The following is a 12,093-nucleotide window of genomic DNA, read 5'->3' as shown; positions in this document are numbered from 1 at the left end:
TTTTATTACTTGAACAGGAAGCCGGCAACCAAACCGATGAGCGCTAGCGCCTCTACGAACGCGATACCGATGAACATATTGGTGGTTAGACGGCCGCCAAGTTCAGGCTGGCGAGCAAGAGATTCCTGGGTCTTACCAATCAAGATACCCAGACCGATACCAGGTCCCAGGCAAGCCAAGCCGTATCCGATAGTAGCGAGAACAGCTAAATTCATTTTTTTCTCTTTCTTCTCTTAATTTGTGGGTTTTCCCGCCGAAGGCGGAAGTCTTTAGTGGCTGTGCACCGATTGTTCTACGTATACCGCCGTCAGGACAGCAAATACGTAGGCCTGTAGGAATGCAACGAAAATTTCAAACAGGGTTACCGCGATTGCGGCGATGAAAGTAACTGCGGATACTATTTTTAGGCCTCCAGCTGCGGTCAGCAAGAAATAATTCGAGGCCAACATGGTCAGCGCTAATAGCATGTGTCCGGCAATCATATTGGCAAGAAGCCGGACGAACAAAGTAAAGGGACGCACCAGGAAGGTTGAGAAGAACTCGATTGGCGTCAGCAGAATATAGAGCACCTTGGGAACATTCGGGATAAAAAGGGAAGACTTAAAGTAGCCACCAAAGCCCTGGGCTCGGATTCCAGCGATAATAAACAGAAACCAGACAAACACCGCTAGCAGTAGCGGGATGCCCGCAACCGCACTACCGGCAATATTTAGCCCCGGGATAATACCGCCGATATTCATAAATAAAACGGTAAAGAAAATCGCGGTAACAAAACCGTTGTATTGCCGGGCGTATTCCTTGCCCATCACCTGCTCAGAAATATTGACGCGACAAAAATCCAGAAGATATTCCATGGTGGATTGCGCTGCGCCAGGAACCATTTTTGCCCGACGAGTATAAAGCATCGCACAAACCAAAAAAGCTAGCAGCAGCACAATCCGCACCAAAGTTATGCGGTTCATTTCGAAGGGGGTACCAGCAAACGCGATAATCGGTGGGAAAAATTCATCAATAGTAGGTGCCTCGAAACCGCCTTGCGGTAACAGGTTGTTGAGCCCACTAAGCATCGGTGACACTGTCCGTTCCCTTCATTCCTGCCGAAGCTGGCCGAAAACTGTGATCGGCTTCCATTGTAACGCTTTTATAACGCTTCCGGAGCCCGCTTCATAATATCCGTAGATTAACTTAACATAGGACGTGCGTCCCTGGAAATAATGCTTCCGAGGCCACACATTTACCATTTCTAAAGTTTCTCAATAATCAATTTATTGGTTTTTGAAACCTCGTGTGTTTCGCCGATGGTGGTTAGCAAAATTCCAGCTATCAACACCAGGAAGATCACCGTGTTATCAATCTGCGGGAGAGGCCGCAAAACCGCTACCGCCAAAATAACTATGACCAGTTTCATCAAATAAGCAGCAAATACCACTCCGGTCGTGCGCAGAGGATTGCGCAGCACAAAGCAATTGGCGCCAATACCTATCGCCGCTACCAGCCACATAATCACCATCCCGGCAACAGCACCTAACGCCCCTGGCCAGGAACGGATTACCCCGGCAAGTGGTATTGACACTACTGTTAGGATCCCTAAAATCAAGACAACTACCCGATTACCTTTACGAATGGCAGCACCTGCTCCATAGCGATCCCGAAAAGAGGAGTTAGAGACATTCAAGTTAGCTTCTTGACCTACCTTATCGACGTTGCTTGCCAAATCAGTTTGCTCCCATCTGGATACTCGTGCTCCCTCGGCCATCAATCCCCCTTATACCGCAGATGTCGTGGGTAAGATCCGTTGCCGGTGAAGTAATCCCTACGTAAACCTGGCAGGAAGGCTATGGTAACTATTAGACACAAGACCCCACCACCGGCGGCCAACAGTAGTTCTACCAACGGTTTCAACTTCAAGAAACTCACTGCCAGCAGGGAAATAAAAAACGCCCAAAGATACATCACTAAAACCGCTCGCCGATGGGAGTGTCCCATTTTCAGAAGACGATGGTGTAGATGCTGGCGATCAGCTTTAAAAGGACTTTGACCGCGGGCAACCCGCCGGATCACTGCCATCAACATGTCAAGGAACGGCAAAATCATTACCGCTATGGGCAACAACACCGGGATAGCAGCTGGCAGGAATGCAGATCTCCCTAAAGACGCCGGATCCGTCTGCCCGGTTACCACAATGAACATACAGGAAGTAGTAAATCCCAGTAGCATCGAGCCACAATCACCCATAAAAATCTTCGCGGGGTAAAAGTTGGACGTTAAGAACCCTAGACACACTCCTACAATCACGATTCCAATCATGGCGGCAAAGGAAGCATAACTTTGGGCGTTGGTAAGGCGAATCAGTAGGTAAGAATAAATAAAGAACGCACCAGCCCCAATCAGGGTGATTCCGGCAGCTAAACCATCCAGACCGTCTACAAAATTCACCGCATTGGTTGAAATCACGATAATCATCACGGTTACTAGAATCGACATCTTTGTTGAGGGAATAGTCATTCCGAAAATCGGGAAAGAAACTATTTGGATTCCCTGCCAGGCAACCGCACAAGCCACTAGTATCTGGCCAGATAGCTTTGTCCACCAGTTCAAATCAAAAATATCGTCTATCATTCCCAGCACAGTAATGCCGATGGATCCAAAGACGAGTGCCCATACCTGAGGATCTCCATAAAACCGCGAGAAATAAGGTGTTTGTCTCGCAATCAAGAACGCCCCTAAAAGACCAAATAACATGGCAATGCCCCCGAGGCGCGGGATGGGCATGGTATGCACATCCCGTTCACGTACCGGAGTCAATACGTGTAACGCTAAGGAAATCCGCCGCACTATCGGGGTCACTAAGAAGGTAATCGCACAGGCGAGAACTCCTAGTAACAGATAGGCTTTCACATTCCCTCCCTAATCTTTTGGCTCTTTGCCCGCTACTGCCGATAGCTGCGCGGGGGCAATAGCTCCGATGCGTAACAGCGAATAATTTTCACCCTCTACTTTCACAATGGTGGAAGGTTCACCAATCTGACTAGGGCCGGCGTCCAGGTATGCAGCGACTTTATCCCCAAAATAGCTCTTCGCTTCTGCGGCCGACTGCGCAGGCGGAAGCCCGTGGAGATTGGCGGAGGTTACAGCCAGCGGCCCAGTTGCAGCCAATAGTTGCAGCAGATCGGCCTGATTCGGCTGACGCACAGCCACGGTTCCGCCAGTTACTCCCAGGTCAAGTGGCAGGTCTTGACGAGCCGCGAGCACAATGGTCAGCGCCCCCGGCCAAAATTTATCCATAAAGCGCCTAGCCAACAGGGGAATCTCCCGGACAAGAGAACTAGCTTGCACGATGCTACTGACCAACACGGGAGAGGGAAAATCTCGGCCTCGGCCTTTCGCAGTCAGCAGCTTATCAACCGCCGCGGGGACAAAGGGGTTGGCGGCAATCCCATAGACAGTATCTGTGGGTACTACCAGTAATTTTCCATTAGAAATCTCATTTTTTAGGCAAGAGATATCTTCTTGACTTAAAGGAGTGTACATACTTCGATATTAGCGTTTTAGGTTACGCTCGCGCCCATAGGTGACTACCGCGGCACCTACCCAAATGCAGACCAGAGAAAAACCTGTCATCCAAATATCGCGCCGGCCCCCAGTTTTCGCTAATTCAACAGATTCCTCTGTACTACCTGACGGTGAATCAGCTGTAGCTTCACCGCCCTGAGGGGCAGGACTAACCGTAGTTTCTGTGGGTTCAGAAGATTTAGCCACCTCTATCTTCTTGCCTCCCGGAGGGCGATTAAGAGGAGCCTCTACATAATGCAAAGTAGCCTTGGGGGTTGGGTCATCAGCAAAAGCGGTAGCGGTCAAAAAACCAGGTAGTAAAAATACCGCGGCAACGGCGACTACCGTGCGAAACCGTTGCGCCATCACCGCCCCTTTCTGCTGTTTTCAGCTCCTTTACCCTAAGATTATCATCGTCTAAGGTCAGCGCTAATCTTATTTTATTTTTGCGCCAGCAAATAGCGCGGCCTCCCACTTAGATCCTGCTGCGTCCTCACTGAACTAAACCCTATTTCAACAGCAAATTGACACAGCAATTCCCCTTGGGTGGGGTCATGCTCCATCGCGAAAATCCCATCCTTTTCCAACAGACGAAAAGCCTGGGTAACAGTCTCTTTTGGAATCTTGAGGCCGTCGTCTCCCCCACCCCAAAGCGCTAATGGCGGATCTTTTAGGGCTTCTGGTTGGGTAATAGTTCCCGGCGGCACATAGGGCGGGTTGCTAACTATCAGATTAAACTCTCCTGCCCGCTCGGCCCAAAGCCCGGGATCCGCTACATCTGCACACTTCGCACTAATTCTCTTTGCCAAATCTGGATAGCGTTCCAGATTTCTCCGCGCAACTGCTAAAGCTTTTTCGCTGATCTCCACCATAAACACCTGAGCTAAGGGCAACTCACGAGCAAGCGTGAGGGCGATAGCGCCCGATCCAGCACACAAATCCGCAGCTAACTCTGCTTTCCTTGCTTCCTTGTTGCGTAGCGCTAGTTCTACTAGATACTCGGTTTCTGGACGCACAATAAAAACATCCGGGTTGGAAATCAAACGAAACGTGCCGAAATACATTTCCTGTAACAGGTGCTGAAGCGGTTCGTGATTACAACGCCGGTTTACTAAATCGCGGAAAACCTCTGTTTGCTTAGCTGACAGCTCCTGAGGCGCAAATAAGAATTCTTCGGCTTCGCAGGCTGAGCAATACAGAGCCATAATTTCCCGCGCCGGCTGGATCCCAGCTTCATCGTAACGCCCCCGTGCCCACGAAAATGCTTGCTGACGAGAAAAACCTGCCTCGTTCATCAAGAAATAATCGCCGCTCTTATTTATTATCTGCTGCCTGCCCGGAAAGCTGCGCCAAACGATGTTCCTCATCGAGTTTAATCGCCGAATCAATTACTGGCTGCAACTGTCCATCAAGCACTTGGTCGAGGTTATAGGCCTTATACCCGGTACGGTGGTCAGCAATCCGGTTTTCCGGGAAGTTGTAGGTGCGAATCCGTTCAGAACGATCAACCGTGCGCACCTGGGAGTGGCGTTGCTCGGCGGCCTCGGCCTCACGTTTGGCGTCCTCTTCCGCTTTTAGACGCGCCCGTAATACCCGAAAAGCTGCCTCCCGGTTTTGGATCTGCGACTTCTCGTTTTGCATACTGACCACGATTCCAGTGGGAATATGGGTTAGGCGGACTGCAGAATCGGTGGTATTAACCGACTGGCCACCCGGTCCCGAAGACCGAAATACATCTACCCGCACCTCGTTGGGATCTATCTCTATTTCCCCGGTATCTTCTACCTCCGGCATTACTAATACTCCGGCGGCGGAAGTGTGGATGCGTCCTTGTGATTCGGTTACCGGCACCCGCTGAACCCGATGTACGCCACCTTCGTATTTTAGGTTTGCCCAAACCCCGTCCTCGGGTGCCACATTTCCTTTAGCTTTAATCGCGATTTGCGCGTCCTTTATCCCCCCAAGATCATTCACCGTGGAATCCAGTACCTGGAGGCTCCATCCTTTGGTTTCTGCAAACCGCTCGTACATTCTCAGCAGATCTCCAGCAAAGAGGGCAGATTCATCCCCACCCGCACCCGCTTTAATCTCCATAATAACGTCGCGAGCATCATCGGGGTCACGGGGAGCCAACACTTTACGCAGTTTGTCTAATGCTTGATTTTCAGCCTGTTCCATCTGGGGAATCTCTGAAGCAAAATCGGGATCTTCTTTTGCCAGTTCCTTACCAGCCTCAAGATCTCCCTCGGCACTCTTCCAGGTCTCATAGGCTTTAGCTATCTGCGCCAACTGAGTGTGACGCCGTCCAATCTTGCGAGCCTTCTGCTGATCCTTTTGTATCTGCGGATCGCCCATTTTCATTTCAAGTTCAGTTTTTTCTGCGATGAGAGCCTTTACGGCTTCCTCGTCAATCGGCGATCCCACAGTAGCTCCTTAATAATTCTTCACGAACTGACTTCTACTCTACGTTGCCTACCCCTCTGGAAAAAACCGGTTGCTGCCACGCAGCTCCCGTAATCTGTTCTCCACGCGGAGACCGAGGCACATTGAAAATTAAAAAGTGTGGCCGACCCGTTGGCCGACCACACTTAAAACAAAGCTTACTTTTCGCGCTTGCGCTTGCCGTAACGAGCTTCGAAGCGAGCAACCCGTCCGCCGGTATCCATAATCTTCTGCTTACCGGTGTAGAAGGGGTGGCATGCAGAGCAGACATCTACACGCATGGTGCCAGAAGTAATGGTCGAACGGGTCTCAAAAGTATTCCCACAGGTACAAGTAACCGTGGTAGGAACGTATTCGGGATGAATTCCCTGCTTCATGGTTTCTCCTTGAGGTTCTAAGGGCGCCGGGTCCAAATACAGGTTGCAAAAGGTGAACCGGAACCGGATTAGATTATGTCACCTCTGACGGTGGCCGCGCTACTTCCTGGAGAAAATGTGGCCGGTACTACCTCCATCGGCTTCCCACTTTTGTTTTCCACTCGCCACACAAAAACTAAATCTGATAACAATCTAATAACAAACAAGAAATGAAAGAAATATCGATGCTGGTCAATCAACCCTAAACCGCTTTTACCTGCGATTGTGAGCAGACTTACCCGCAATGGGGATAGCCGAAATAAAAAACGTCGATAGGATGAAGATATCGTTTTTAGTACCCCATGTTGGAAGCCTGATATCGATGTCTAAGAAAACAAAAATAACTGTTGGCGTAATAATCGCACTCCTAACAGCACTGGTGGCAGCCTTCGCAATCTATGTTTCCTACTATGCCGTTGGGAAAAAAGCTTTACCGGGCACCATGGTGGGGGAAGTCAAAGTCTCCGGGCTGAAAGCTAGCCAAATCAAAAAGCAGCTGGACACGGCAGAGACTAATAATAAAGTTACTTTTTCCGGGCAGGGAACCAAAGAAACCACACTAACCCCCAAAGAAATCGGGTACCGAGTTAATTCCACGGAAACTGCCCGACAAGCAACCGCGCGCAGCAGCGCTCTTAACTATGTAACCAGCCTATTTGTTTCCCGAGAAATTCCGGTTGTTTACGATATCGAGGCGACAGTTACCAATAAACTTTCGCTTGATCTAGCGGAAACCGATAGCAAGGCCAAAGCGGTAACTGAGCCCAGCGTGCAACCCAATGAACAGGGCACTGGTTTTCAAGCGGTGCCCGGCAAGGACGGGTTCGGAGCAGACACTAAGGCGCTGATTGCAGGGGCAGACAAGGTTTTATCCAGTCAAAAAAACCAGAAGGCCACTCTAAACGTTGGGGTAGTAAAACCACTAATGGACATAAAGCTAGCGCAAAAGTTAGCGGATTCAGCACAAAAATTCACCCACCCCAAGGTCACTTTAAAAGCCGGAGACAAAGAAATAGTAGCTGACCAAAAAGCAAAGGTCAGTTTCGTGAATATTCCGGTAGTCAGTCGTCATGCCAAACTGACAGCCGACGATAAGACCGTGGCTGATTGGGTAAATAAGAACAAAGAAGCTGTTGAGGTAAAAAAGGTTAATGGACAACGCCTAGTCAATAGCGAAGGGAAAGTACTAAAAACCAAAACTGAGTCCAAGGACGGAATCAAGGTAACCAACGGCGAAGAACTCATTAAAAAAATTACTAAGAACTTTGACGCCGGCAAAGACAGTTACCTGACGTTTAAAACTGCTGTTGATAAAGCCGACAACGAAGATAAAACCGTTGCCGATGGAGCCGAAAAACTAGTCTATTGGGCTTCCCCTGACGAAAAATGGATTGATATTAACCTGAGTTCTCGCGAGATGACCGCATACGAGGGGGCAAAACCAGTTCGCGGACCGATAAAAGTGATTATTGGTTACCCGAACACTCCTACAGTCACTGGCCAATACGAGGTTTATCTAAAATATCCAGTACAAACCATGCGCGGCCTAAACCCGGATGGATCCAAGTATGTAGCTCCCGGCGTTCCTTCGGTGCTTTATTTTACCGGCAGCTATGCCATTCATGGCTCCCCCTGGTGGTCCTCTGGACAATATTTCGAAGAAGGACATGGCTCGCATGGGTGCGTAAATACGCCTCCAGTGGATGCTCAATGGATTTATAACTGGGCACCAATCGGAACTGTAGTGGTAACTCACCATTAAACACACCCGAGCTTAGCTTTTACCTCTGCTCTGCGTGACTACTCACCCCTAGAACCGGTCTACGCGCATTTTGCGTTCCACTTCCAGTTTTAAGGATGATTGAGGATAAAAATCCAGGTAGGATGAAGATAATCTCTGATTTACCCAACCCTGGAAACCCGATAAAAATGTCTAAGAAAACAAAAATAACCATTGTTACTGTATCGGCAGTATTGGTGACCCTTATCGCTGCTTTTACGCTTTACGTTTCCTACTACGCAGTCGGGAAGAAAGCTCTACCCGGCACTAAAGTGGGGGAAGTTAAAGTTTCTGGATTAAATGCTAGCCAAATCAAAAAACAGCTCGAAACTGCAGAAACAAAATATCAAGTTACTTTTTCCGGACATGGGGTTCATGGAAAATCATTTACTCCCAAAGAACTCGGGTACCAGGTAAACGCGGAGGAAACCGCACGGCACGCAACCGCACGCAGCAGCACTTTCAATTATGTGAGCAGTTTGTTCACCACCAGGACAATTCCGATTAAATACCATGTTGACGTGCAGGTTATCAACAAGCTATCGCATGAGCTATCTAAAGGTATTAAAAACGCGAAACGGGTAACTGAACCCAGTGTGCAACCCGATAACCAAGGCACTAGCTTTAAAGCGATTTTGGGCAAGGATGGATTCGGAGCCGACACCAAAGGACTGCTTGCGGGAGCCAACCAGGTTATGGGGACTCAAAAAAATCAAAAAATCAACCTAAGCGTGGGAACTATTAAGCCACTTACCGATATTGAGATGGCGAAGAAGTTGGCCGATGCAGCGAATAAATTCACCCGCCCAAAAATTACAGTAAAAGCTGGGGACAAGGAAATAATAGCTGACCAAAAAGCCAAGGTGGGTTTTGTCAGCATTCCGGCAGTTAGCCATGGTGCCAAACCTAAGGTAGACGAGAAGACCATTGCCGACTGGGTAAATAAGAGCAAAGAAGAGGTGGAAGTCGAAAAGGTCAACGGACAGCGTCTAGTTAATAGTTCTGGAAAGGTCCTAAAAACTCGAACCGCCTCCAGGGATGGAGTCACGGTTACTAACGCCGAGGAAGTGACAAAGGAAATCGCCACTAACTTTAGTTCCGGGAAAGACAGCTCTCCTACCTTCGAGACTAAAGTCGATAAAGCCAGCAATGAAGATAAAGTCATCGCAGACGGAGCTGAAAATCTCGCCTATTGGGCAGCCCCCGGAGAAAAATGGATTGACGTTAACTTGAGTTCCCGCTTGATGACTGCCTATGAAGGAGCAACCCCGATGCGCGGACCGATTCTGGTAGTTACCGGAAGCCCCCAAACCCCAACGGTAACTGGGCAGTACAAGGTGTATCTAAAGCATCCCGTACAAACTATGCGGGGACGTAATACTGATGGCTCCCCATACGAAGTACCCAATGTTAAATCGGTACTTTATTTCACCGGTAGTTACGCGATTCATGGAGCATATTGGCTCAATCATGATGATTTTATTGCGGGTACCAAAACTTCCCACGGTTGCGTGAACACCCCCTCTGCCGATGCCGAGTGGATTTACAACTGGGCACCAATTGGCACCCCGGTAGTTAGCCACCGCTGATCGCTGATTACCGTTTAGCTTTGTCTAGTGCCCTAGTAACCAAGAAATAATCAGGTTTCCACTAACGCGCAGCCCATCGTGATGCCAGTCTGGTTTTTCTAAAATATTGGCTCCCATAACCCGGCCGGTATTTAGCGATAGAGCGCGGGGAACAAAAATGTCATCCCGGTAAACAACCGCATATATCGGCACCTGATTTTCTGCCAATTTCTGCGGGTCATAAAGCACCGGCCACTCGGTCTCTGCCGCTAATTCATCCGCTAGTTCCGCTAGGGGCTGGAGCGCGGGATCTTGCGCAAATACCCAGCTACCAAAGTGTTCACCGGTTAGATAATAGGGTTGCTCATAGTCGAGGGGATTGGCGTTTGGAGCAAACCCGGGAGCTTTCTCCCGAATCCGATCTGCCGCCCAAGCAGTCGGTTCTACTTCGGTTTGCGGCACCGCGTTACCGTAAATGGTTTCATGTAGCAGGGCATAGAGGGGGTCCAAGGAAAAGCTGACTCGTCCTCCTACCTGCCCTAAAAATTCTTGGGTGAGGTGCCGCTTTCCTCCAGTCTGCACAAACGGCGCTTCGAACAGGTAGCGTAAGTTATCCAGGCCAAGGGTGCGTCCCAGCTCCAGGCCTACCTGCCGAATCCGATTAGGGGTAAGTTTTTCCCCATTAGGCAGGTATTCATCGTGTTCTAGCACGTGCGCACAGGTCTGCCGAACCGCATCTTCCATGCCAGGCAAGGAGTAGAACTCTTGGCAACGCTGCGCAGTGGCCGCAAAAGTTTGCTCATAGATTCGGTTTACCTTGGTAAGTCCCGGCAGGCCACCGGTAATATAGGCTTTCTCGATAACCTCCGGAAAACGGGAGAGATAGGCGGTAATAATAAATCCGCCGAAACTTTGCCCCATCACTGTCCACTTTTTTATTCCGAGAGCGCGGCGCAGCGCTTCCGCATCTCCTACTATTTGGTCGGCGCGCATTAGCCGTAGCCAGGATCCGGCGCGGGACCCCAAAGCAGGAATGGTGACGTTATCTAGTGGGGTGGAGCGCCCGGTTCCCCGCTGGTCAAGCATAATTATGCGGTATTTTTCCAGCGCGGCGCCGAACCAGGGAGAAGACCAATCGGCGGGGCGAGAGCCTTTACAACCGGGCCCACCTTGGAAAAAGATTAGGTAGGGGCGGTTTTCATCATCAGCAAGGGCTATTTCGCGGGCATAGATTTGGATATTGGTTTTCTTGATTTCCTCGTCTACCCAGGGAGGCAGGAACTGGTTGCCTGGTGCAGACATGTTGGAATTTTTCTGTGATTTTCCAGAAGGTTGTTCGTTGGGAGTCACCGCAAATAGTTCACTCTGCACCCCGCTTCCCTGGTTATCTGCCTCTCGCCTCAGGGTTACGACCGGATTTTTGGCCGAGTCCGGGAACAGTTTTAGTGACACTTCCGGATGATATAGGGGCACGGTGAGGACGTGTTCACGGATAAGGTAACGTCCTTGACGGTATTCTTTTGGGTTAGGATTTTGTTCTAAATGCGGATAAAGAGGGCGCGCTAGCGGTGCTGCGGGTGCCGCCGGTTTTTGCTGGTCATTTGTTTCACGGCGTGCTTCTGGCTGCTGGTCTTTTGCGGAACTGGCAGCGTTATTCCCAGCGGTGTCGCAAGGCAGCTTACTGGCTCCCTCTTTCGGGGAATTCCAGCCTGGCCCGAAAGCCTCCCTGCGGGGAGTCCCCGACTGGTATTCCCGCGCAATCGCCTGCGCATGAGAATCTGCCTGTTCATTGAGGGGATGACCAGCATGTCCTTTCACCCATTCGAAACTAACTTTCCCCCTCCTGTTGGGGTCAGATAGTAACTGATCTAGGTGTTTAACCAGTTCCAGATTGGCTACCGGCTTTCCTCCCCCAGTTTTCCATCCTTTTTTCTTCCACCCAAAGCGCCATTTCGTCAAAATATTAATCACGTACTGGGAGTCCGCCTGAATCAACAAATCATCGCCTATTTCGGCAGTTTCGACGAGTAAGTCAGCTACAGCCATCAGCTCTGCCTGGTTATTGGTTCCCAGCGTAAAACCACCGGCGCGCCAGCATTCAGGTGACAGATACCAACACCAACCGCCTGCACCGGGATTGCCGAGAGAGGAACCATCTGTTGCTGCGATAATCATCTGCGCTCTCCTAACTGCACACCTGGAAAATCAAAATAACCTGGGGACGCCGACCGGCGTCCCCAGGTTATCAGTACCAGTATCAGATTCCTCGCTCAGGATATACGTTTGTTCACTTATCCCGGCGAATAGCTGGCCACTTTAAAATTGAGAGAATTTC

General features: G+C 49.9%; 12 protein-coding genes. 2 read left to right on the top strand and 10 right to left on the bottom strand.

Annotated features, from left to right (window positions below; all coding sequences use genetic code 11):
• Positions 1 to 5 precede the first annotated feature (5 nt).
• The 9 genes from atpE to rpmE form a co-directional block, all read right to left on the bottom strand.
• Positions 6 to 215 carry an ATP synthase F0 subunit C gene (gene atpE, locus EFB02_RS06245; RefSeq protein WP_122820740.1) on the bottom strand — a complete coding sequence of 70 codons (210 nt, stop codon included), beginning with the start codon at positions 213 to 215 and terminating at the stop codon, positions 6 to 8.
• Positions 216 to 269: 54 nt separating this feature from the next.
• Positions 270 to 1,067, bottom strand: a complete 798-nt coding sequence (gene atpB, locus EFB02_RS06240) for a F0F1 ATP synthase subunit A (RefSeq protein ID WP_122820739.1) — start codon at positions 1,065 to 1,067, stop codon at positions 270 to 272.
• A 176-nt stretch (positions 1,068 to 1,243) separates the two neighbouring features.
• On the bottom strand, positions 1,244 to 1,756 hold the full coding sequence (locus EFB02_RS06235; protein WP_122820738.1) for a Cg1360 family ATP-synthase-associated protein: 513 nt from the start codon (positions 1,754 to 1,756) through the stop codon (positions 1,244 to 1,246).
• On the bottom strand, positions 1,756 to 2,898 hold the full coding sequence (locus EFB02_RS06230) for a glycosyltransferase family 4 protein (RefSeq protein WP_122820737.1): 1,143 nt from the start codon (positions 2,896 to 2,898) through the stop codon (positions 1,756 to 1,758). Before EFB02_RS06230 ends, EFB02_RS06235 begins: the two co-directional genes overlap by 1 nt.
• A 9-nt stretch (positions 2,899 to 2,907) precedes the next feature.
• Positions 2,908 to 3,531 carry an L-threonylcarbamoyladenylate synthase gene (locus EFB02_RS06225; protein WP_122820736.1) on the bottom strand — a complete coding sequence of 208 codons (624 nt, stop codon included), beginning with the start codon at positions 3,529 to 3,531 and terminating at the stop codon, positions 2,908 to 2,910.
• A 9-nt stretch (positions 3,532 to 3,540) separates the two neighbouring features.
• Positions 3,541 to 3,918, bottom strand: coding sequence for a hypothetical protein (locus EFB02_RS06220; protein WP_122820735.1), 378 nt, complete (start codon positions 3,916 to 3,918; stop codon positions 3,541 to 3,543).
• A 74-nt stretch (positions 3,919 to 3,992) separates the two neighbouring features.
• Positions 3,993 to 4,919 carry a peptide chain release factor N(5)-glutamine methyltransferase gene (gene prmC / locus EFB02_RS06215; protein WP_122820734.1) on the bottom strand — a complete coding sequence of 309 codons (927 nt, stop codon included), beginning with the start codon at positions 4,917 to 4,919 and terminating at the stop codon, positions 3,993 to 3,995.
• Positions 4,867 to 5,976 carry a peptide chain release factor 1 gene (gene prfA, locus EFB02_RS06210; protein WP_268811523.1) on the bottom strand — a complete coding sequence of 370 codons (1,110 nt, stop codon included), beginning with the start codon at positions 5,974 to 5,976 and terminating at the stop codon, positions 4,867 to 4,869. Before prfA ends, prmC begins: the two co-directional genes overlap by 53 nt.
• A gap of 176 nt (positions 5,977 to 6,152) precedes the next feature.
• Positions 6,153 to 6,371 carry a 50S ribosomal protein L31 gene (rpmE, locus tag EFB02_RS06205; RefSeq protein WP_024059374.1) on the bottom strand — a complete coding sequence of 73 codons (219 nt, stop codon included), beginning with the start codon at positions 6,369 to 6,371 and terminating at the stop codon, positions 6,153 to 6,155.
• A gap of 361 nt (positions 6,372 to 6,732) precedes the next feature.
• Between rpmE and EFB02_RS06200 the strand changes: the two genes are divergently transcribed.
• Both EFB02_RS06200 and EFB02_RS06195 read left to right on the top strand, forming a co-directional pair.
• Complete coding sequence (locus EFB02_RS06200; protein WP_160115388.1) at positions 6,733 to 8,172, top strand: L,D-transpeptidase; 1,440 nt, start codon at positions 6,733 to 6,735, stop codon at positions 8,170 to 8,172.
• A 122-nt stretch (positions 8,173 to 8,294) separates the two neighbouring features.
• Positions 8,295 to 9,779 carry a L,D-transpeptidase gene (locus tag EFB02_RS06195; protein WP_160115387.1) on the top strand — a complete coding sequence of 495 codons (1,485 nt, stop codon included), beginning with the start codon at positions 8,295 to 8,297 and terminating at the stop codon, positions 9,777 to 9,779.
• Between the two features lie 24 nt (positions 9,780 to 9,803).
• Here EFB02_RS06195 and EFB02_RS06190 read toward each other — a convergent pair whose 3' ends face one another.
• The gene (locus tag EFB02_RS06190) at positions 9,804 to 11,933 is read right to left on the bottom strand and encodes an alpha/beta fold hydrolase (protein WP_122820731.1); all 2,130 of its coding nucleotides are present in this window, start codon (positions 11,931 to 11,933) and stop codon (positions 9,804 to 9,806) included.
• Between the last annotated feature and the right edge of the window lie 160 nt (positions 11,934 to 12,093).

It is taken from the genome of Varibaculum vaginae, assembly GCF_900604285.1.
GTDB classification, from domain to species: Bacteria; Actinomycetota; Actinomycetes; order Actinomycetales; family Actinomycetaceae; genus Varibaculum; species Varibaculum vaginae.
The sequence above is the reverse complement of the archived record's forward strand: the minus strand, read 5'-3'. Positions and strand labels throughout refer to the sequence as shown.

Bases quoted from the DNA above. Each gene is read 5' to 3' on its own strand.
- EFB02_RS06190 (WP_122820731.1), bottom strand. From the start codon at position 11,933: ATGATTATCGCAGCAACAGATGGTTCCTCTCTCGGCAATCCCGGTGCA.
- EFB02_RS06225 (WP_122820736.1), bottom strand. From the start codon at position 3,531: ATGTACACTCCTTTAAGTCAAGAAGATATCTCTTGCCTAAAAAATGAG.
- EFB02_RS06220 (WP_122820735.1), bottom strand. From the start codon at position 3,918: ATGGCGCAACGGTTTCGCACGGTAGTCGCCGTTGCCGCGGTATTTTTA.
- EFB02_RS06200 (WP_160115388.1), top strand. From the start codon at position 6,733: ATGTCTAAGAAAACAAAAATAACTGTTGGCGTAATAATCGCACTCCTA.
- EFB02_RS06195 (WP_160115387.1), top strand. From the start codon at position 8,295: ATGAAGATAATCTCTGATTTACCCAACCCTGGAAACCCGATAAAAATG.
- atpB (WP_122820739.1), bottom strand. From the start codon at position 1,067: ATGCTTAGTGGGCTCAACAACCTGTTACCGCAAGGCGGTTTCGAGGCA.
- prmC (WP_122820734.1), bottom strand. From the start codon at position 4,919: ATGAGGAACATCGTTTGGCGCAGCTTTCCGGGCAGGCAGCAGATAATA.
- EFB02_RS06235 (WP_122820738.1), bottom strand. From the start codon at position 1,756: ATGGCCGAGGGAGCACGAGTATCCAGATGGGAGCAAACTGATTTGGCA.
- atpE (WP_122820740.1), bottom strand. From the start codon at position 215: ATGAATTTAGCTGTTCTCGCTACTATCGGATACGGCTTGGCTTGCCTG.
- rpmE (WP_024059374.1), bottom strand. From the start codon at position 6,371: ATGAAGCAGGGAATTCATCCCGAATACGTTCCTACCACGGTTACTTGT.